Annotated in this window: 21 protein-coding genes; 7 read left to right on the top strand and 14 right to left on the bottom strand. The window is 62.1% G+C overall.

Annotated elements, in window-relative coordinates; all coding sequences use genetic code 11:
- Positions 1 to 25: 25 nt before the first annotated feature.
- From B7H23_RS10990 to B7H23_RS10955, 8 genes are read right to left on the bottom strand one after another with little or no spacing between them, the layout of a single operon-like run.
- On the bottom strand, positions 26 to 1,162 hold the full coding sequence (locus B7H23_RS10990; protein ID WP_094077443.1) for an ABC transporter substrate-binding protein: 1,137 nt from the start codon (positions 1,160 to 1,162) through the stop codon (positions 26 to 28).
- Positions 1,163 to 1,214: 52 nt separating this feature from the next.
- Complete coding sequence (locus B7H23_RS10985) at positions 1,215 to 1,844, bottom strand: microcompartment protein (protein WP_094077442.1); 630 nt, start codon at positions 1,842 to 1,844, stop codon at positions 1,215 to 1,217.
- A 27-nt stretch (positions 1,845 to 1,871) separates the two neighbouring features.
- Positions 1,872 to 2,150 carry a BMC domain-containing protein gene (locus tag B7H23_RS10980; RefSeq protein WP_094077441.1) on the bottom strand — a complete coding sequence of 93 codons (279 nt, stop codon included), beginning with the start codon at positions 2,148 to 2,150 and terminating at the stop codon, positions 1,872 to 1,874.
- 13 nt (positions 2,151 to 2,163) lie between these two features.
- Positions 2,164 to 2,418, bottom strand: coding sequence for a EutN/CcmL family microcompartment protein (locus B7H23_RS10975; RefSeq protein ID WP_094077440.1), 255 nt, complete (start codon positions 2,416 to 2,418; stop codon positions 2,164 to 2,166).
- Positions 2,415 to 2,825 (bottom strand): hypothetical protein, encoded by a 411-nt coding sequence (locus tag B7H23_RS10970; protein ID WP_094077439.1) that lies wholly within the window; start codon positions 2,823 to 2,825, stop codon positions 2,415 to 2,417. The genes B7H23_RS10975 and B7H23_RS10970 overlap by 4 nt, the downstream gene beginning before the upstream one ends.
- Positions 2,825 to 3,436 carry a BMC domain-containing protein gene (locus tag B7H23_RS10965; RefSeq protein WP_094077438.1) on the bottom strand — a complete coding sequence of 204 codons (612 nt, stop codon included), beginning with the start codon at positions 3,434 to 3,436 and terminating at the stop codon, positions 2,825 to 2,827. The genes B7H23_RS10970 and B7H23_RS10965 overlap by 1 nt, the downstream gene beginning before the upstream one ends.
- A complete protein-coding gene (locus B7H23_RS10960) occupies positions 3,433 to 4,962 on the bottom strand; it encodes an aldehyde dehydrogenase family protein (protein WP_094077437.1) in 1,530 nt (509 codons plus the stop codon). Before B7H23_RS10960 ends, B7H23_RS10965 begins: the two co-directional genes overlap by 4 nt.
- Entirely contained in the window at positions 4,963 to 6,243 is a 1,281-nt protein-coding gene (locus tag B7H23_RS10955) for a class-III pyridoxal-phosphate-dependent aminotransferase (RefSeq protein WP_094077436.1), read from the bottom strand.
- A gap of 138 nt (positions 6,244 to 6,381) precedes the next feature.
- On the opposite strand from B7H23_RS10955, the gene B7H23_RS10950 reads away from it, so the two are divergent.
- Positions 6,382 to 7,161 carry a DeoR/GlpR family DNA-binding transcription regulator gene (locus B7H23_RS10950; RefSeq protein ID WP_143534764.1) on the top strand — a complete coding sequence of 260 codons (780 nt, stop codon included), beginning with the start codon at positions 6,382 to 6,384 and terminating at the stop codon, positions 7,159 to 7,161.
- 56 nt (positions 7,162 to 7,217) lie between these two features.
- Here B7H23_RS10950 and B7H23_RS10945 read toward each other — a convergent pair whose 3' ends face one another.
- The 3 genes from B7H23_RS10945 to B7H23_RS10935 form a co-directional block, all read right to left on the bottom strand.
- Complete coding sequence (locus B7H23_RS10945) at positions 7,218 to 7,997, bottom strand: ATP-binding cassette domain-containing protein (protein ID WP_094077434.1); 780 nt, start codon at positions 7,995 to 7,997, stop codon at positions 7,218 to 7,220.
- A gap of 1 nt (position 7,998) precedes the next feature.
- Positions 7,999 to 9,123: an ABC transporter permease gene (locus tag B7H23_RS10940; RefSeq protein WP_094077433.1), complete on the bottom strand. Its 1,125-nt coding sequence runs from the start codon at positions 9,121 to 9,123 to the stop codon at positions 7,999 to 8,001.
- 75 nt (positions 9,124 to 9,198) lie between these two features.
- Positions 9,199 to 10,149: a sugar ABC transporter substrate-binding protein gene (locus tag B7H23_RS10935; protein ID WP_094077432.1), complete on the bottom strand. Its 951-nt coding sequence runs from the start codon at positions 10,147 to 10,149 to the stop codon at positions 9,199 to 9,201.
- Positions 10,150 to 10,333: 184 nt separating this feature from the next.
- Here B7H23_RS10935 and B7H23_RS10930 point away from each other — a divergent pair, with 184 nt between their 5' ends.
- Complete coding sequence (locus B7H23_RS10930; RefSeq protein ID WP_240535070.1) at positions 10,334 to 11,329, top strand: LacI family DNA-binding transcriptional regulator; 996 nt, start codon at positions 10,334 to 10,336, stop codon at positions 11,327 to 11,329.
- Between the two features lie 6 nt (positions 11,330 to 11,335).
- Here the strand turns inward: B7H23_RS10930 and B7H23_RS10925 are convergent, their stop codons facing one another.
- The 3 genes from B7H23_RS10925 to B7H23_RS10915 are packed head-to-tail and all read right to left on the bottom strand — an operon-like array spanning position 11,336 to position 14,520.
- Positions 11,336 to 12,493, bottom strand: a complete 1,158-nt coding sequence (locus tag B7H23_RS10925; RefSeq protein ID WP_094077430.1) for a Gfo/Idh/MocA family protein — start codon at positions 12,491 to 12,493, stop codon at positions 11,336 to 11,338.
- A gap of 12 nt (positions 12,494 to 12,505) precedes the next feature.
- A complete protein-coding gene (locus B7H23_RS10920; RefSeq protein ID WP_094077429.1) occupies positions 12,506 to 13,399 on the bottom strand; it encodes a TIM barrel protein in 894 nt (297 codons plus the stop codon).
- 17 nt (positions 13,400 to 13,416) lie between these two features.
- Entirely contained in the window at positions 13,417 to 14,520 is a 1,104-nt protein-coding gene (locus B7H23_RS10915) for a Gfo/Idh/MocA family protein (protein ID WP_094077428.1), read from the bottom strand.
- A gap of 140 nt (positions 14,521 to 14,660) precedes the next feature.
- On the opposite strand from B7H23_RS10915, the gene iolD reads away from it, so the two are divergent.
- Genes iolD through B7H23_RS10890 form a run of 5 tightly spaced genes read left to right on the top strand, consistent with a single transcriptional unit; the run spans position 14,661 to position 20,032 of the window.
- Positions 14,661 to 16,511 carry a 3D-(3,5/4)-trihydroxycyclohexane-1,2-dione acylhydrolase (decyclizing) gene (gene iolD / locus B7H23_RS10910; RefSeq protein WP_240535068.1) on the top strand — a complete coding sequence of 617 codons (1,851 nt, stop codon included), beginning with the start codon at positions 14,661 to 14,663 and terminating at the stop codon, positions 16,509 to 16,511.
- Positions 16,511 to 17,350, top strand: coding sequence for a phytanoyl-CoA dioxygenase family protein (locus B7H23_RS10905; protein ID WP_094077426.1), 840 nt, complete (start codon positions 16,511 to 16,513; stop codon positions 17,348 to 17,350). Before iolD ends, B7H23_RS10905 begins: the two co-directional genes overlap by 1 nt.
- Positions 17,347 to 18,336, top strand: a complete 990-nt coding sequence (gene iolC / locus B7H23_RS10900; protein ID WP_094077425.1) for a 5-dehydro-2-deoxygluconokinase — start codon at positions 17,347 to 17,349, stop codon at positions 18,334 to 18,336. The genes B7H23_RS10905 and iolC overlap by 4 nt, the downstream gene beginning before the upstream one ends.
- Before the next feature lie 11 nt (positions 18,337 to 18,347).
- Positions 18,348 to 19,205, top strand: coding sequence for a 5-deoxy-glucuronate isomerase (locus B7H23_RS10895; protein ID WP_094077424.1), 858 nt, complete (start codon positions 18,348 to 18,350; stop codon positions 19,203 to 19,205).
- Positions 19,202 to 20,032, top strand: coding sequence for a class II fructose-bisphosphate aldolase (locus B7H23_RS10890; protein WP_094077423.1), 831 nt, complete (start codon positions 19,202 to 19,204; stop codon positions 20,030 to 20,032). The genes B7H23_RS10895 and B7H23_RS10890 overlap by 4 nt, the downstream gene beginning before the upstream one ends.

The following is a 20,032-nucleotide window of genomic DNA, read 5'->3' as shown; positions in this document are numbered from 1 at the left end:
GCGATGACGCCGCAGGCGCTTATGGTCAGGAGCGGCGGGCCTTGGTGTAGATGTCGATCAGCTGGTCGTAGGATGTGACGACCTCGTAATCGAGCGAGCGCTCCATCTCTTCGGCGAGGCTGTCCATCTGGATGGCGTCCAGCTCCTCCTCGTCGAACTTCTCCATCACCTCCGGATTTCCCATCTGACTGACCGGGTTGTAGGTGCCCTCGGTAAAGGCGACAGCCTTGCTGGCTTCGGGTGTCTGGACATATTCCAGGAAGTCCTCGGCCAGGTTGCTGGGGTCGGGGTTGTTGACCAGCGAAGTCAGTTCGATCCAGACCACGCCGCCCTTGCCGTCGACCGGGCCGCTCTTCGGTGTGATGGCGCGCACATTGCTCGCCCCGTCATAGCGTGCGGGCGAAGCGGTGTAGGTGCCGCCGGTGAAGTAGGCGTCGATCTCGCCATTGATCAGGGCGGTGTTCATCGCCACCAAATCGTCGGTCAGAAGCTTCGATCCGCCGAAGATTGCCTCGGCCGTCGATTTGAAGGTTTCGAGGTCTTCGCCCTCGACCGGTGCGAACGGGTTGAGCCCGGCGGTCAGGCAGAGGTGGATGACGTTCCAGTTGTCATAGGTCAGAACGCCGTAGCGATCCTTCATCTTGGGATCGAGGAAGAGATTCCAGCCCTGATCCTCGGCCATTTCGCGGCTGATGACATCGGTGTTCACGACAAAGCTGAACGGGCCGTAGCGCTGCGGCATGCCGATCAGTTCGCCATCCTCGGCGAAGGCCAGCGGATAGTCTTTGAACTCCGGCAGCATCTGGTCGAAATAGGGAAGGAAGCGCTCCTTGTTCAGCGGCTTGATCAGCTTTTCCGGATAGAGCTGATCGCGCGCCCATGGCTGGTTCACATTGATCAGGTCCCAGACATTGACCTCGCCCGCCCGCAATTTGTTGATCATGTCAGGATCGGATGTACCGCTTTCGGCGCGGACGGTCGCGCCGGAGTGCATGTCGCGGAACGGGCCGAGCACCTGGTCGGAATTGTAGCCTTCCCAACAGAGGATGTTCAATTCGTCGGTTCGATCGGCAAAGGCGGGCCCTGCCAAAGGCCCGAGAGCTGCCGCTCCCGATAGCGCCGCGGTGCGATGGATGAACTGCCGTCTGGACATTTTGATCATGATCGATCTCCTTGCTGGGGTGGTGGTCTATGCTGCCTCGTTCATGCTGCCGCTACGATGAGCGGCCCTCTATCGTGCTAAGAATTTCACTGATGCGATCGCGCGCTATGGTCATGTCTTCGACGCTGCCGGACATGAAGATCCGGCCCGTGGCGCCCATCATCTGCACATCGTTGATCGTGAGACCGGGCGCCGCCTTCTCGGCCTCATTTGCTGCGACGCAGGCGAAAAGCGCCGGCGCCATCTCGTAGATCAGAAGCGCCACACCCGGCACCAGGATCGAGCCGTCGCGCGACCGGTTCAGAATGATGGCGTGCTGGTCCGACAAGTCTTCGATGATGTCGTGGTAGAGCACCTTCGGCGCCAATTGGTCGGTCGCCTTGGCGCCGATGCCCTTCAGGATGGCCCGGCCGGCGGCGTCCAGCTCTTCCATGGAATCGGCGTGCAGTTCCAGGAGGCCGAACTGACGCTCGGTGAACAGGATGCCCGGTTCCATATCCGGCGCGACCTTCAGCGCCAGATCGGTAATGCGGTGAATGCTGAGCGCCGGCGCGACCTCGATGATCAGCGAGTGCTGACCCCGAAAGGGCGGATAGGCGCGCGCCCGGGTCGGCGAGGACAGATAGGCCGCGAATTGCGGCTGCAGATCTTCGATGGGGAGATACACGCGAAGTTCCGTCATCCTATCCGTCCTCTTTACGGTCCGAGCTTACTTCGCCGCTTCGAAATGCTTGCCGAGATCGGCGTGGGGGCGCGGGATCACGTGTACGGCGGTGACGTCGCCGACCTGGCTCGCCGCCATCGCACCGGCCTCCGTCGCCGCCTTGACCGCGCCGACATCGCCCCGCACGACCACGGAGACGAGACCGCCGCCGACCTCGTTACGGGCCACGATCTCGACATTGGCCGCCTTGACCATCGCATCCGCAGCCGAGAGCGCGGGCACGTAGCCCTTGGTTTCGATCATTCCGATTGCCAGATTTGCCATTGGAGTTCTCCTCTCAAGATTTCTGTTTGGTGTTTTCGTCGATCGAGCCGATGATCAGGGCGTCGACCGGGGCGTTCTTGCCGTTGAAATAGGCGGCGGCGACGGAGCCCTGGGTCACCATCACTGCCTCTTCGTCGTCGCAGCCGAGCGGATCGAAGGCGATGATGCGCCCGCCCGCTTCGGTCTCCACTTCCAGAAGGGCGCCCGGCGGCAGCGTGCCGACATGGCGCGACGACCAGACCTTTCCCTTGACGCGACCCTTGATCATGTCTCGATCCTTTCGATCCGAATGCCCTTGCGCCGCGCTTCGTCCTTGGCTAGCGGGGTCAGCCTGCTGTGCTTGGCGAGACGGAGGGTTCCGGGGCCAAGGGCGGCGATGTCGATTTCGGTGACAAGCTTCTTGTCCAGCATGGGGCCCGCCGGCTTCGGCGGGCTACTGACGATGGCGCGCGCGGCGTAGGGCGTCGGTTTGCCGAGTTCGAACCGGATCTGCCCGGATGCGACCCGCGTCCGGAAGTCCGGCTCGTCCGCACGGGTGAGCAGATCGGCAACGAACCGGTTGAGATCGCCACTGGAATCGATGCGCACGGTTTCGACCACCGCCCCGGCGTCGCCGCGGAAAGCGGCCAGCTCTTCGCGCAAAATGGCCCGTATCTCGTCGCGCAATGCCGACATCAGACCGCTCCCGCTTCGCGCAGAGCGCTTTCGGCGGCGTTGCGCGCATTGCGCACATCGGCCTCGGTGCCAGCCAGATAGAGCCGGCCATTGGCGCCGATCATGCGCATGTCGATGAGCTTGATGTCGGCTTCCTTCTCCGCCTCGTTGCAGGCGAGAATGGCGTAGGCCGCCGACTGGCATTCGAGCAGATAGATGCTGTCGCCGCCGATCACCATCGATCCCAGCTTGTTGCGGTTCATCAGAAAGGCGTGCTGGTCGTCGACATTGGTGACGAGTTTGGAGGCGAGGATCTTCGGCGTGGCCACATCCTTCATGGTCTGGCCGAGCGCCTCCAGAATGGCGGCGGCGCCGGCGTGTACTTCCGCCGTGGAATGGGAATGGAACTGCAACGTGCCGAACTGGCGCTCGACCACGAGGAGACCGGCCCGCACGTCGGCGCTCTTCAGCACCGTGTCGGTCAGCGCCTCGATGTCGAGGCCCGGCGCGATCTCGACGATCTGCGCGGCCATGCGTAGGCGGGGCAGGGTGCCTCGCATCCAGGTGGCGATATAAGCCAGTGTCTGCGGCTGAAGCTGATCGATGAAGATGGAGGCGCGCAGATCGGTCATTGCGCGTCACCTTTCAGGCCCTTGAGCTCTTCGAGAATAAGGCGGCGCAGTTCATTTCTATCGACCGAAGGGGTAGCGGACGGCGATGGTGTTTGCGCCGCTGTTACCGAAGGCGCAGGCACCGCGCGGGGCTGCGATACCGTCGACAGATCGATACCCTCCAGGTCGGCATAGCTGTCGCGCTCGAAGGCAATCTTCGTCCAGTGGACGAGATGTTGCGGGCCGACGTTTTCGCCGACGGAAGACCGTCCCGCATAGCCGGTGCCGATCATGAAAGACGGCGGAAGATAGGTCGCAAACCCGGCTGCGCCCTGGCTGCACGGCGCATTGACCACTACGCGATAGACCGGCACGGCCTGCGAGAAGGCGACGAGGCGGTCGCGATCCTCGCCGTGAAACGCCGCCGAATGGCCCGCGCCTCGCTTCGACGCATGGCGGGCAAAGGTCACGGCCTGTTCGAAATCGACCGCCGCCGTCAGCGTCAGGACCGGGCATAGCTTTTCGCGGAACAGCAGATCGTCCTGCCCGGGACGACGGACGACAGGTACGAGAATTTTCGTCGCCGGATTAACGCGTATGCCGGCCTTGTCGGCGATCCACGCAGCTGATTTGCCAATGGCCTCGACGTTGAAGCCTTTGTCGGCCCAGAGGTAGTCGCGCAGGCGGTCGGTATCGGTCTCGTTGCAGATATGCGCGCCGGCGGTGCGCAGGGCACGCTCCACATTGCCGAAATTCTCTTCCAGCGTGAGGCAAATGCTTTCATTGGTGCAGAGGATCGAATTGTCGAAGCTCTTGCTTTCGACGAGGCATTTCGCGGCCCGATCGACATTGGCGGAGGGATCGACGAAAGCCACCGCATTGCCCGGACCGACGCCAATGGCCGGATTGCCGGACGAATAGGCGGCGCGGACCATCGCATTGCCGCCCGTTGCCATGATGACGTTGATCCGGTCGGACGACATGATGTCCTCGACCAGCGGCACGGAGGGGTTCTCGACGCACTGGATCAGGCCTGAGGGCGCGCCCGCCGCTTCTGCGGCCGCAGCCAGATGACGGGCGGCATCGGCGGAGCACTCCTTCGCCGCCGGATGCGGGCAAAGAACGATGGCGTTCCTGCTGAGAATCGCCAGCATCGCCTTGTAATAAACCGTGGCAACCGGGTTCGTGACAGGCGCCAGCGCGAAGATCACACCCGCCGGCTTGGGCAGTTCGACGATGTTGCGTTCTTCGTCGATGCGCGCGGAAACCAGGTCGAGATCGTGGTAGTAATCCAGCAGATCGTGGGTGCAGAGACGGTTCTTGACGGTCTTGTGTTCGACGACGCCATAACCGGTTTCTCGAACGGCCCATTCGGCATAATGCGGGGCCTTCTCATAGCCGGCCTTCGCAACGGCCCCTGCGATGCGCAGCACGGCGTCGCGGTCGAATGTCCGATAATATTTCGAGGCCCAGGCGGCGCGGTTGACCGCCATGCGGGCCGAGGACAGGTCGCGATCGGGCACATTCAGAAGCGCGGCATTACCCATTTACGCGGCCCTCTTCATGGTTTTCAGAAGCTGACGGGCGCGGGGCATGGATGCGTCGAACCGGTCCACGATCTCCTGGCAGAGTTCGACGTCCTTCAGCACGCCCGGCTTGAACTGGAGCACACGCTTGTCGAGCGAGGAGAAGATCGCCCAGACGCCGTTTTCGTAGAGCGCCCGCGAGACGGCGACCGCGCCTTCGGGATGGTCGAATTCCAATCCCAGCACGACGCCCCTTTGACGCACACCGACGAAAATATCGCTGTGGCGGGCCATCATCTCGGCGAGCGACTGAGCGAAGAAATTCGCCACGAAATCGATGTTGGAGATGACTTCCGGCCGCTGCAGCATTTCGATGACATGGTGGCCCATGAGGCAGCCGAGTTCGGACCCGCCCGCTGTCGAGATATGGGCCGCGCCATCCTCCACCTGCCACTGGCCGCACTCCTCGGTCACGAGGCAGGCGCTGATCGGGTAGAGACCGCCGCCGAGACCCTTGCCGCAGACGAAGATATCCGGCGTCAGGCCGTAGCCTTGCCAGCCCCACATCACGCCGGTGCGCATCAGCCCCGTCTGCACCTCGTCGGAAATGAACTTGGCGCCGTAGGCGTGGCAGAGGTCCTGGCAGGCCTTGAGATAGCCGTCATGCGGCATGGGGAAGCCGTAGGTCGCCGGAATGGTCTCGATGATGAAGGCGGCGACGTCGCCCTTCTTCAGTTCGCGTTCCAGAGCGTCCACATCGTTGAACGGCACCTGGGCGAATTCCTCCGGCCGGTCGGCAAGGAAGATTTTGGTGAAGCGTTCGTCGCCAGTCGCGACCGCCAGGCCCGAATGGCCGTGATAGCCTTTGATAATGGAGACAATTCTCTTGCGCTTGGTGGCATAGCGGGCGGTCTTGATGGCGATCTCGACCGCCTCCGCTCCGCCGGCGCCGAAGATGGCGTATTTCATGTGCGGAGCGGTCTTCACCAGCTTTTCGGCGAAGGCGGCGCGGGCGACGGATGGGAACCAGTGATTGCCCATGTCGAAGTAGTCGAGCCCCGACTTCAGAACCTCGACCAGTTCGGGATGGCGGTGGCCGAAATTGTAGGTGCCGCCGTTCAGGTGGAGGTCGATCAGGCGTTTGCCCGACATGTCATAAAGGAAGTAGCCTTCGCGCCGGTCGATCACCATCGGTGTCCCAGCTTCCTGCCAAAAGCTGACCTTGCCCGGATTCCAGTATTCCGCAGCTTTTTGAAGCAGCGCTTCCTTGGAATCGAAAGAGAAATAGCCGTAATCGAACACGTGATACCCTCTCTGGTTGCGCTACCCTTGCGCATTTCTGGCCGTCTGCCAACAAAAAATGTGGTATGTTGGTCAAAAAAGTTGGGAGTGGACGATTTCGGTGTCGGCGGTAGATTGCAGATCGGGAGGTCCACGGCGTTGAAAAGTCTATCGAAGAAGGCCCGGCGGCAGCAGCTCATCCTGGAGCAGCTGGAGATCAATCCGGCTATGCGAGTCGGCGAAATGGCGGATGAACTGGCGGTCTCCGCTGAAACGGTTCGGCGCGATCTCGCAGAACTCGACGCGTCCGGGCGGATCAGGCGCACCTACGGCGGCGCGGTACGGACGACGGTGTTCGAGCCGGTCCTTGCCGAGCGCCTGAAACAATATGTGCCCGAACGCGAGCGGATCGCGCGCCACGCCATGACGCTTATCGACAGTACGGAAAGTCTGTTCATCGGTGGCGGCGCGACGACGCTGCATTTCGCTCGCGCGCTGAAATCCGCGGACCGCAGGATCACGGTGCTGACGTCGTCATTGGGAATGGCGATCGAGCTGTCGGGCAATCCGCTGATCGAGGCGGTTTCGATGCCGGGCAAGGTCGAGCCGCGAGAAGGGATCGTCTACGGTCCGGAGACGCTGGAATATATCGACCGCTACCGCACCCCTCTCGCCATTATCGGTGCGTCCGCCATAGACGAGACCGGCGTCAGCGAGGCCCTTCGGAATGCGGCCCATGTCTATGAGGCGATGGTCGATGTGGCCGACCGGACCATCGTGTTGGCCGACCATTCCAAATTCGGCAACCGTTCCTTGCGGATGATCCTCGACTGGGGCCCGAATACGACTCTTGTCACGGATATTAGGCCCGAGCCCTGCATTCTCGCCGCGCTCGAGGAAAGCGGCGCAAAAGTGGAGATCGCGCCCGACAACGGCTGAAACGGCCCGCCGGTTCGAGGCATAATGCAGCCGACGTCTCCTAATTTCGGCGTTCGCTAGACCGTGCCGCCGAGGCTGCCTTCCAGTTCGACCAGTTCCTGGCCGCCGGCCATCATGTCCTGCAATTCGTCGGCGGTGATCTCGCCGCGTCTGGCCGTGCCGAAGGTCTGGCCGCGATTGAGAACGGTGAACCGGTCGCCGACGGCCATGGCATGACGGACATTGTGGGTGATGAACACCACGGCGATGCCCTGTTTGCGCACCTTGTCGATGGTCGCCAGCACATTGGCCGTCTGCCGGACACCGAGCGCGGATGTCGGCTCGTCCAGGATCAGCACCTTGGCGCCGAGATAGACCGCGCGGGCAATGGCGACGGTCTGGCGCTCGCCGCCGGAGAGGGTGCCCACGGCCTGGTCCGGCCCACGCAGACTGATGCCCATCTTGCGCATCTCATCCATGGTGATCTTATTGGCCTTCTCATGGTCGAAGAATTTGAGCGGTCCGATCCTTTTCAGCGGCTCATTGCCCATGAAGAAGTTCCGGCTGACCGACATGAGCGGGATCATGGCCAGATGCTGGTGGACGGTCGCGATACCTGCATCGATGGCGTCGCGCGGATCGTCGAAATTCATCGGCGCGCCGTCGAAATGGATTTCGCCGGCTGTCGGCGTGTAGACGCCCGACATGATCTTGATGAAGGTGGATTTGCCGGCTCCATTGTCGCCAAGCAGGCAATGGCACTCTCCCGGAAGGACATCGACCGACACGCCGGCAAGGGCGATCACCTTGCCGAAGTGCTTCTCGATGTTTTCCATGCGGATGATCGGTTCAGCCATTTCAGCGCTCCCCCGTGATCATGCGGCGGATGTAGGTGTTCAGAATAACCGCCGCGAGCAGAATGACGCCGAGGAAGACCCGGAAGAGCGAACTTTCGACGCCGGCGAAGAACAAGCCCTGCTGGACCACGCCGAAGATCAGCGCGCCGAGCGCGGCGCCGATCACCGAGCCGTAGCCGCCGGTCAGAAGCGCGCCGCCGATCACCACCGCGATGATGGCCTCGAACTCTTTCAAAAGGCCGCGATCGGCGCCGGCGGAGCCGAACTCCATCACCTGACATGTGGCGAAGACGGTGGCGCAGAAGGCGGTGAACATGAACATCAGCACCTTCACCCGGTTGACCGGCACGCCGGAATTGCGCGCCGCTTCGGCATCGCCGCCGGATGCAAAGATCCAGTTGCCGAACTTCGTTTTCGTCAGGAGGATATGGCCGAAGATCACCAGTGCGATGGCCCAGACGATCAGCATGGGAATACCGTCAACCACGGGCTGTCCCTCGCGTGCGCCGCGGGTGAAGGTTTCGATAATGTCCTGATCGCCGAGCCACTGGAAAAGCCCCTTGAACAGCGTGCCGCCGAACAGGAACGCCAGCCAGTCGCCCTCGGCTGCATCGGAAATGCCGCCGATGATTGTCTTCCGCTCGATGGTCTGCGGAAGGTAGATCGTGAAGCCGCGAAGGATGAAGAGGAAGGCGAGCGTGACGATGAAGCTCGGGAGCCCGGTGCGGACGACGATGAAGCCGTTCAACGCGCCGATCGCGATGCAAAGGGCGAATGTCAGGATAATCGACATCCAGACCGGCCAGCCGAGCGTCACCGAGAAGATGGCGATGATCATGCCGGCAAAGCCGATCATCGATCCGACGGAAAGGTCGAACTCGCCGGCGATCATCAGAAGGCAGGCGCCGACGGCGATGATCATGAACTGAGCCGAGACCTGACTCCAGTTCAGCACGCCCTGGCTGGAAAACATGCCGCTGTCGAAAGCGAAGAGAAGAAAGAGGGCGAAGACGACGGCCGTGCCGACGATGCCGCCAAGTTCCGGCCGAATGAGGGCTTCACGGAACCGCGACCGGGTTTTGATGCGTTCGTCGACTTCCGGCGTGACATTCGATGCGTCGGACATGACCGCCTCACGAATTCTGTTCGGATGGAAAAAGGGCGGCCATCACGAATGACGGCCGCCGCGCATTGTCTCGAATCAGCGGTATTCGCCGGCGAACTGCTCGATCTTTTCAAGACCGTCTGCGGTAACGAAGCCGGGACCGGAATTGATGTTGTTGCCGGGCAGCACGCCATAGCGGTGATAATTCGTCAGAATGACAACCGGCAGGTAGGCCTGCAGGAAGGGCTGCTGGTCGATGCCCCATTCGATCACGCCGTCCTTGATGCCTTTGACGATCTCCTCGCCCAGATCGAACGTGCCGAAATAGATGTCGCCGGCCATGCCGTTGTCCTGAAGGGCCAGCATGGTGGGATCGGCCGAAACCGGGCCGAGCGTCAGGACGGCGTCGGTATCAGGATTTGCCGAAAGATAGGCCTGAACCTTGTTCTTGATTTCCGCCGGGTCGGCGCCGCTATCCAGCATGGAGTTGCCAAGTTCGACACCGAGCCCGTCGGCAAAGCCCTGACAGCGATCGACGAGGGTCGGCTGCTGGATCGAGTGGTTCACGCACAAGAAAGATGTCACGCCGTCCTTCTTGGCACGCTCGCCGGCGGCCTTGCCGGCATCGTATTCGGGCTGGCCGACATACATCAGCGCGCCGACTTCGCTCGCCTGTTCGGCCGAGCCGGTGTTCATGATGATCACGTCGACGCCGCTGGCGATCGCGTTCTTGATCGGCTGCTGCAGAACGTCGTAATCGGCCAGCGTGGTGATGATGCCATCCGGCGCCGAAGCGGCGGCCTGTTCGATGATGCGCGCCATGTCGGCAATATCGCCGGTCGGCGGATTGCGGTATTCGACTTCGACGCCCATCTGCTCGCCGGCAAGCGCGATCCCGTTCTTGATCGTGTTCCACCAGCTGTCGCTGTCGGGTGCGTGGCTGACGAGGACATATTTCTCGCCTTCCGCGACGGCCTGCGTCGCCACCGCCATCGGCGTCGCGACGATCGCCGTTGCCAGAGCCAGTTTCTTCCATAGTGAGATCATGCGTTCCTCCCAAACTTGACCGTCCTCGGTCCGAAGAGTGGTCCTCCGACCGTCTTCGCCACAAGGATAAGCACACAGCCGATCACTTTGCAACCGGTTGCAAAAAAATCGTTCCAGTTTAAGGATGTATTGGTTAGAAGGTCTGCGAAATCGGCTTGGGGCCTGACCGAGAATGGTTGTCACGTTGAAGGATGTTGCAGAGCGGGCGGGCGTGTCGCGATCCGCGGTCTCGCGCACGTTCACCGATGGGGCGTCCGTTTCCATCAAAATGCGGCGCAAGGTCGAAAAGGCCGCGCGCGAACTCGGTTACAGTCCCAATGCATTGGCCTCTTCGCTAACGACGGGCCGGACCAAGCTGATCGGGCTTGTCTCCAACAATTTTCACAACCCGATCTTTCTGGAAGTGTTCGACCTCTTCACGCGCGGTTTGCAGGATCGCGGTCTTCGTCCGTTGCTGGTCAATCTGTCGGACGAAACCGATCCCGAAAATTCCGTGCGAATGCTGCGTCAATATTCGGTGGATGGCGTCGTGGTGGCATCGTCCACCCTGCCGCACGGGTTTGCGAAGGCGTTTCGCGATGCGGGTGTGCCGGTCGTCCACAGTTTCGGGCGCTACTCGTCCAACCCTCAGGTGCATGTCGTCGGGATCGACAATGTGGAATGCGGTCGGACGGCAGCCGCGACGCTGGTCGAGCGGGGCTATTCCAACGTCGCCTTTCTCGGCGGACCGGAAGCGGCAACCTCGACCCAGGACCGCTATGCGGGTTTCCTAAGCGAACTGGCCAAGCACCCGAATATAAAACTCAGCCATTCCTTCGCCAATGCCTATTCGTTCGACGCCGGCCGGGACGAAATGCTGCGTCTTTTGAAGAACGAGCCGGCCGAGGCCTATTTCTGCGGTGACGATGTGCTGTCCATCGGCGCGCTGTCCGCGATAAGGGAAAGCGGTCTATCCGTGCCGGGCGATATCGGGCTGATCGGGCTGAACGACATGGAAATGGCGCGCTGGCAGAATATCGACCTTACAACGATCCATCAGCCGATCCGGCAGATCGTCAACTCCTCCATCGAACTGATGGAAGCGACCCTGACCGAGCCGCAGCGCTATCCGGAAGCGCGCATCTTTCCCTGCACGGTGATCGAACGGGGCACGCTGCGCCCCGTTTCGACGAACGCCTAGCGCGTCCTAGCGAAACAAAGGCGGGCGGGCATCCACCCATTCGCCGTTCCGCTTGCCGCTTTCCGCAACCGCAAACACCGCCGCCATGGAGCGCAGCCCGTCCTCGGCGCGTGGGTAGAGGTCGGCGGCCGGGTCCATGTCGCGGCCGTCCTTTGCGGCGCGGATCGCTTCGGCCAGATCGCTGTAGATATTGGCGAAGGCGAGCGGCATGCCCTCTGCATGGCCGATGGTGACGCGCGTGCTGCGATCGGCTTCCGGCGACAAATTGGCTTCGCCGCGTTCGATGATCTGTAGTCGCTCGCCAAGCGGCATCCAGTAGAGCTGGTTCGGCTGTTCCTGCGCCCAGCGCAACCCGCCTTTCTCGCCGAAGACCTGCAGCGTCAGGCCGTGCTGACGGCCAATGGCGATGGACGAGGTCCAAAGCCGCCCGACCGTACCGCCATCGAAGCGCAGATTGACCATGGCATCGTCTTCAAGCGTCCGGCTATCAATGCAGGACACCGTGTCGGCGGAAAGACGCTCGGCGTTCTGGCCGATGACGAAACTGGCCATGTGCAAGGCGTGGATGCCGCAATCGGCGAACTGCGCCGACACGCCGGCCTGGGCCGGGTCGTAGCGCCAGCGCACACGCGGATTGTCCATATCGGCGGCATCGGCATGATGGCCATGGGCGAATTCGGCCACGACCAACCGGACGCGCCCAAGGTCTCCGCGCGCCACCATCGCCTTCATATGCCGGACAAGCGAGTAGCCGGTATAGCCGTAATTCACCGCGCAGATTCGGCCGGTCTTTTCCGAGAGGCGAACAATGTCCTCGCCTTCCTCGACAGTCATGGTCATCGGCTTTTCGCAGAGCACGTGAAAACCGTTCTCCAGAAAGGCCTTCGTGATCTCGAAATGCGTGGCGTTCGGTGTTGCGACCGTCACGAGATCGACGCGGTCGTCACGGCCTTTCTCGCCTTCCAGCATTTCGCGCCAATCGCCATAAGAGCGGTCCGGCGACAGACCCAGGCGCTGACCGTAGTCGCGGCCCGCTTCGGGCCGGTGATCGAGCGCACCGGCGGTGAATTCGAACAGACCGTCGAGGCCCGCGCCGAGACGGTGTGCCGGGCCGATCTGGCTGCCTTCGCCGCCACCGATCATGCCCCATTTCAGCTTTGCCATGTGAAGACGCTCTCAGTTGAAGCCGATGGATTGCAGATATTCGCGGTTCTTTTGCGCATCGCCGAGCGGGTCTGGATCGAGCGTCGGATCGCAATCCTGCTCGACCGTGCACCAGCCTTCGAAGCCGGCATCGAGCAGCACCTGGCGGACGGCCGGAAAGTCGACATCGCCTTCGCCGAGATTGCAGAAAATGCCCTGGCCGCAGGCCTCGTAGAAGCCGGTCCGGCTATCGACCGCCTGGGCCTTGATTGCCGGATCGATATCCTTGAAGTGCATGTAGGAAATGCGGTCTATATGCCGCTTCATGAACGCTACCGGATCGTAGCCCGCATAGGAGTGATGGCCGGTGTCGAAGCAGATCTTCAGAATTTTTTCGTCGACCTCTTCGAGCAGCCGCTCCAGTTCCGGCTCGAAATCCAGGAAGCCGCCCGCATGGGCGTGGATGCCGACCGTCAGGCCGTATTCCTCGGTGCCGATCCGGGCGCTTTCGGCGATCCGGTCGCGATAGGCCGCCCATTCGGCCTTGTCCATCTGTTCGGCCTCGTCGTTTCGCCCCGCCGTCGGCGCGCGGCGCGGCGAGATGGAATCGATCAACACCAGATGCTGCGCGCCATGCGCCTTGAGCGCCCTTGCCGTGCGGTGGGTGCCATCCAGCACGTGCAACCATTGATCGGGATCGTGATAGGCGCGGAACACCACGCCGCCGACAAGCTCAAGATCGTGCTCGGCGAGGCCATCCGCCAGCATGGCGGGATCTTCAGGCATGAAGCCGACCGGCCCAAGCTCGATACCCTTATAGCCCGCCTCTGCGCATTCCTTCAGCACGGTCTGCCATGCCGGGTTGCGCGGATCGCCAGCAAATTCCACACCCCAGGAGCAGGGCGCGTTGCCAATCCGGATCGTCATCTTTCCACCCTCAATGTCTAGAAATCTTCGATGTTTTTCCAGGCGCCGTCCTGCGACGAGGCCAGAACGGCCGCGACGATGCGATTGACCTCGTGGCCGTCCTCGAAGGTCGGCCAGACGTGTTCGCCCGTCTCGATCGCGCGCAGGAAATCGCGCGCTTCGATGATGATCTGATCCTGGTAGCCGGTGCCGTGGCCGGGTCCCTGACAGAACGGCTCATAGTCGGGATGGGCCGGGCCCGTCAGGATCTTGCGGAAACCGCGCTCGGCTTCGAGGTCGTCGGCGCGGTAGAACCAGAGCGCGTTCTGGTCTTCCTGATCAAAGCGGATCGCGCCCTTCGTGCCCGTAATCTCGTAGGCGTAGCCCATCTTCCGGCCCGTCGCGATGCGGGAGAAGTACATCTGCCCCATCGCGCCGTTTTCGAAACGGCACATCATCTGTGCGTGATCGTCATTGTCGACCGCGCCGCCCGGACGGGTTTCGTGAACGGTCTCGACAAGACCCATCACCTGGGCGATCGGGCCGATAAGCCCAAGGCTCGCATTGATCATATGCGGCGCCAGATCGCCCATCGTACCATTGGCCATGCCGGTGGTTCGCCACGATGTCGGCTTTTCGGGGTCGGCATAGAAATCCTCGGTGTGCTCGCCGCGAAACCAGGTGATGTCGCCGATCTGCCCCTCTGCGATGAGTCGGCGCGCATATTGGCTGGCGGGCGTACGGATATAGTTGAAGCCGACCATGTTCGGCACGCCGGACTTTTGCGCCGCCGCGACCATGGCCGCGCTGTCTTCGAGCGAAGCGCCGAGTGGTTTTTCGCAAAAGACGGGCTTGCCGAGCGCAAAGGCGGCTTCGGCGATGGCGCGATGCGTTTCCTGGGGGGTCGCGATGACGATGGCTTCGACGTCGGGGTTTCCGACAAGCGTGCGCCAATCGCCGGTCGCCTGAGTAAACCCATAGGCTTTGCGGTAGCGCTCGGCACTTTCGGGCGTCGAGGCGCAGATCATCTGTAGACGAGGCCGCAGCGCGGTGTCGAACACTGCGCCGACGGCGGCCATTGCTACGGAGTGCGCCTTTCCCATATAGCCGCCGCCCAAGACGCCAATCCCAATTTTCGACACCCCAAAACTCCCAAACCACGAAATTCAGTTTGCAACCGGTTGCAAACTTTGTATCCTGTCATTCCGACACTCGCAAGCAGCATTCGGCGCAGGGACGAAAAACCGAGAGGGCTCCTAGGGATATGACGAGCGACGAGACCATGACCCTGACCACGGCGCAAGCGATCATTCGCTGGCTAGCCAACCAGTATATCGAGATCGACGGCGAGGAGATGCGCCTTTGCGGCGGCGGGTTCGGCATTTTCGGTCATGGCAACGTCACCTGTCTCGGCGAAGCGCTCTACAATGTCCGCGAGGAACTGCCCCTTTATCGCGGACAGAACGAACAGAGCATGGGGTTCGCCGCCGCCGGCTATGCCAAGCAGTGGTTGCGTCAGCGTTTCATGTTCTGCACGGCGAGCGCCGGGCCGGGCACCTCCAATCTGTTGACTTCGGCGGCGCTTACCCATGCCAACCGCCTGCCAATGCTGCTGCTCTGCGGCGATACGTTCGTCACGCGACTGCCAGACCCCGTCTTGCAGCAGATGGAGAATTTCTACGATCCGACGCTCGGGGTGAACGACGCTTTCAGGCCGGTGGTGCGCTACTGGGACCGGATCACCCATCCGGCGCAGATCGTCCAGTCGCTTCCGAATGCCATCGCGACCATGCTCGATCCAGCCGATTGCGGCCCGGCCTTTCTCGGCCTGCCGCAGGACGTGCAGGGCTGGACATACGATTATCCCGCCGTCTTCTTCGAGAGAAAGGTGCATCGTATCCGCCGGCAGAGCCCGGACGATTTGGAAATCGCCGATGCGCTCGCCGCCCTGTCCAAGGCCCAGCGGCCGATGATCATTGCGGGCGGCGGCGTGCAGTATTCGCGGGCTGTCGACGAATTGACCGCCTTTGCCGAAACGCACCGGATCCCAGTCGTCGAAACCATTGCCGGGCGCGCCAACATGCTGGCGACCCATCCGCTCAATATCGGACCGGTCGGCGTGACCGGCTCCAACAGCGCCAATGCGATTGCCGAGAAGGCGGACGTCATTCTGGCCGTGGGCACGCGCCTTCAGGACTTCACGACCGGCTCATGGACGGCCTTTGCGAAGGAAGCGCAGATCGTTTCCATCAATGCGGCGCGGCACGATGCCGGCAAGCATCGGTCCTTGCCGGTGGTCGGCGATGCGAAGCTGTCGCTCGAAAAACTGGGCGAAGCGCTCGATTATCGCGCGCCGGACGACTGGGTATCGTTTGCGCGCGACCAGCGGAAAACATGGGACGCCTATGTCGCCGACAATGTCTCCCACGACGGCAATCGGCCGAACTCCTATGCTCAGGCCATCGGCGTCGTGAACGACCTGTGCGATTCGCGCGACCGGATCGTCGCGGCGGCAGGCGGCCTGCCGGCAGAAGTTACGGCCAACTGGCGGACGCTCGCCACCGGAACGGTCGATGTCGAATTCGGCTTTTCCTGCATGGGCTACGAGATTTCCGGGGCCTGGGGTGCGCGGATCGCGCAGAGCGAACGCGAGCCGGAGCGCGACACCATCGTCTTCATCGGCGACGGCTCGTACATGATGCTGAACTCGGACATCTATTCGTCGGTTCTGAGCCGCAAGAAGCTGATCGTCCTCGTGCTCGACAATGGCGGTTTCGCCGTCATCAACAAGCTGCAGAACAATACCGGCAATGAGAGCTTCAACAATCTGCTCGAACATTGCCCGACGATTCCCGAGCCCTTCGCGGTCGATTTCGAGGCGCATGCCACTTCGCAGGGCGCCATTGCCGAGACCGTTTCCAACCCCGCCGAGCTTGGTGAGGCGTTTGAGCGCGCCCAGCAAAGCGACCGCACCCATGTGATCGTCATGAAGGTCGATCCCTATGAGGGCTGGACGACCGAGGGCCATGCCTGGTGGGAGGTCGGCACCCCGCACATTACCGAAAGCGAGAGCGTGCGCAAAGCGCATCTCGAGACAGAAGCCAACCGAAGCAAGCAGAGGAGGGGTGTCTAATGAAGCGTTTCAAAGCAGAAACCGCGATTGTCAGTGAGATCGTGGAGGAACTGTTGCATGGCGGCGGTGCGGTGGGCATTTCCGGTCTCTTCACGCCCGAGGAGATCGCAGAAGCGCGGTCCATCGTTATGGAGTATTCGGAACAGGCAGCGGAGAAGGTCACGCATTTTCAGGGTGCCGCACAGGAAGAGGGCAAGCTCAATCTGCAGCGGCGCGTCTGGAACCTGCTGGCCAAGGGCGCGATCTTCGAGCGGATGGCCACCCATCCGAAACTGATGGAAATCCTGCGCGCCTTTCTTGGCACCGAATTCATCATGGGTTCGATCGCGGCGAACCGCATCCTTCCGGGCGGTCCCGGCCAGGAGCCTCACGTCGATTACCCCTATTGGGATTTCCACAAGCCCAATACCCATCCCGTTGGTCTCAACGCATCCTTTCCGATGAACGCGCAGGTTTCGATCCTGCTCGACCCCTTCACCGAGGAGAGCGGGGCAACTGGTTATCTTCCCGGATCGCAGAAGGAACTGCGCTATCCGACGTCGGAAGACCGGTTTTTCGAGCGCTGCGAACGGATGACGGGCGAGCCCGGCGATGTGGCCCTCTTTTACGGTGCGACCTGGCATTGCGCCATGCCGAACAGGGCCGATCACGACCGCAGCGCGATCCTGATCCAGTATCTGCCAAAATGGGTGAAGCCGATGGAGGACATGCCGGCAGCGCTGCCGCAGTCGGTCATCGACGAGGCGCATCCGGATCTGCGCCAGCTGCTGGGACTGAACTATCCCTATCCCGAGGTTCTGGACGCCGCGAAAGCCGGTAACACCGAAGGCCGTCAATGACCATATCGTCGCTTCTGGAAGGCATCGCCAAGCGTGACTTCCTGGTCATCGGCCGGGTCGGAATGGATCTGTCCCCAACGCCGCCCGGCACCCGCACGCAGGATGCGCAGACCATGATGGTGGCGATGGGGGGCAGTTCGGCCAATATCGCGGCCGGGCTGGTGAAATTGGGTTGCCGTGCGGCGCTGATGACATCGGTCTCCGACGATGCGGTGGGCTGGTACTGCGAGAATCAGCTCGATGCCTACGGGGTCGACCGAACGCATGTGAAGCGCATTCGCGGCGAGGAACGGACCTCTCTTGCCGTCTACGAGACGCGGATCGCGGAGCATCAGTCGGTCATCTACCGCAACAATGCCGCCGACTTTCAGATGAGCGTAGCCGATGTGGAAGCTGTCGATTACAGCCGCTACGGCGCGCTTATCACCGCCGGCACGGTTTTCGCTGCAGATCCTTCGCGTTCGGCGACGTTCCGGGCCTTCGAACTGGCGCGCAAGGCGGGCCTGCCAATCATTTTCGACATCGACTACCGCCCCTATAGCTGGCCATCGGCCGAATTCGCGGAAGATGTGCTGTCACGTGCCGGCGCATTGTCCGATATCATCGTCGGCAATGACGAGGAATTCGGCTTCATGGCCGGCAATATCGCCAAGGGGCGGGGCAAGGCCCGCGAACTTGCCGCTTCATCGGCCGGCATCGTCGTCTACAAAATGGGGCCCAAAGGCGCTGAGACCTTCGCCGATGGCGAAGCATTTCGCACCGGCATCTATCCGGTGGAAGCCATCAAGCCGACCGGTGCGGGCGACAGCTTCATGGCCGGTTTCCTTGCTTCTTTGTCGAAACGGCGCGCGATGAAGGAAGCCGTTCTGCGCGGTTCGGCCTGCGCATCGATCGTTGTCTCGAAACCAGGATGCGCCCCCGCCATGCCCGATGCCGAAGCGCTGGAAGCCTTTCTGGCGTCCCATCCCGGCCCAACAGAATCCTGAAAGGACGTCCCATGCATATCGCGCCCCACGAAAATCAGAATAAACCGATCGTCGATGCCGATCACGATCTGGTGCCGCTCAACTATTTCAACATCGTCAAGCTGAAGAAGGGCGAGACCTTCGATTATGCGGTGCCGGGCTACGAGACCTGCGTGGTACCGGCGACCGGCACGGTGAAGGTCGCAGTGGAAGGCGCCGTATACGACAATCTCGGCAACCGCACCGTCGATGTGTGGGACGGCGAGCCGGAAGGCGTCTACGTGCCGGTCGGTGCGAAGGTGACGATCACATGCCTGAGCGACGAAACCGAGACCTTCATCGCCGGCGCGAAATACGACAAGGTTCTGGAGCCCTTCGACGTGCGCGAGGCCGAACTCGATCTTGTGCAGTACGGCTCGGACGAAACGAAGACGCACCGCAAGATCAAGCATATTCTCGGCACGAAATATCACGACAAGGTGGGCCGTCTGCTCGTCAGCGAACTTTTCACCGTGGGGCAGGGCGGCTGGTCCGGCTTTCCGAGCCACAAGCACGATACCGACCGTAAGGGCGACGATGGCGAGATGATCGAAACCCGCCATGACGAGACCTACAATTTCCGGTTCCGGCCCAATTACGGCTCGGGTATGCAGATGCTCCAACGCCAGGACAACGAGCCGGGCGACGCCTATCACATCATGGACGGCTCCACGATTCTGATCGACAAGGGCTACCACCCCTGCGCCGCGTTACCGGGCTATGAAATGTACTACTTCACCATTCTCGGCGGGCTCAGCCAGCGCAGCCTTAAGCAATATTTCCAGCCGACGCATGACGCGCAGCTGCACACCATTCCGGGCATTCTGGACATGGTGGCGAAGTTCAAATGACGCTTGCGACGCTGGAAGAGGTGCTGCGGCCGGCGCTGTCGGACGGTTACGCCGTGGCGGGCCTTGTCACGCTCGGCTGGGAGGACATGCGCGCCTATGTGGCCGCGGCCGAGGCGGAGAACTGTCCGGTGATCCTGCAGGCTGGCCCGTCCTGCCGGGCGCACACGCCTTTGCCGATCCTCGGCAAGATGTACCGTCATCTGGCGGAAGGCGCGAGCGTGCCGGTCGTCGCCCATCTCGATCATGGCTACACGGCGGAGGAATGCCGCGAGGCGATCGACAGCGGCTTCACCTCGGTGATGTACGACGGATCGCGCAAGCCCTTGCCGCAGAACATCGACGAGACCGCTGCCATCGCCGAAATGGCGCATAGCGCCGGCGTCTCATGCGAGGGTGAGATCGGCTTCGTCGGCTATTCGGGGGGCGAAGGGTCCGACGGCACCGATCCCGACGAGGCCAGCCGCTTCGCGCGCGAGACGGGGGTGGACGCCATGGCGATCTCGGTCGGCAATGTCCATCTGCAGCAGGACCAGGAAGGCGGGCTCGATGAAGAGCGCATCCGCGCCATCGAGGCGGTGACGGACGTGCCGCTCGTCATCCATGGCGGATCGGGCGTGCCGGTGGCGCAGCGCCGGACGCTGGCGCACGGTTCCAGAATCTGCAAATTCAATATCGGCACCGAGCTGCGCATGGCGTTCGGCAATGCATTGCGCGAAGCTGTCGAGCGGGACGCGAGCCGGTTCGACCGGGTGGCGATCCTCAAGGAAACGCACGATCCTGTCGTCGCGGCGGCGCGAATTGTTTTGCAAGCATTCAAGAAGGACTGA

It is taken from the genome of Notoacmeibacter marinus (assembly GCF_002238045.1).
Classification (GTDB): domain Bacteria; phylum Pseudomonadota; class Alphaproteobacteria; order Rhizobiales; family Rhizobiaceae; genus Notoacmeibacter; species Notoacmeibacter marinus.
This window is presented reverse-complemented; position numbering and strand designations above follow the sequence as displayed.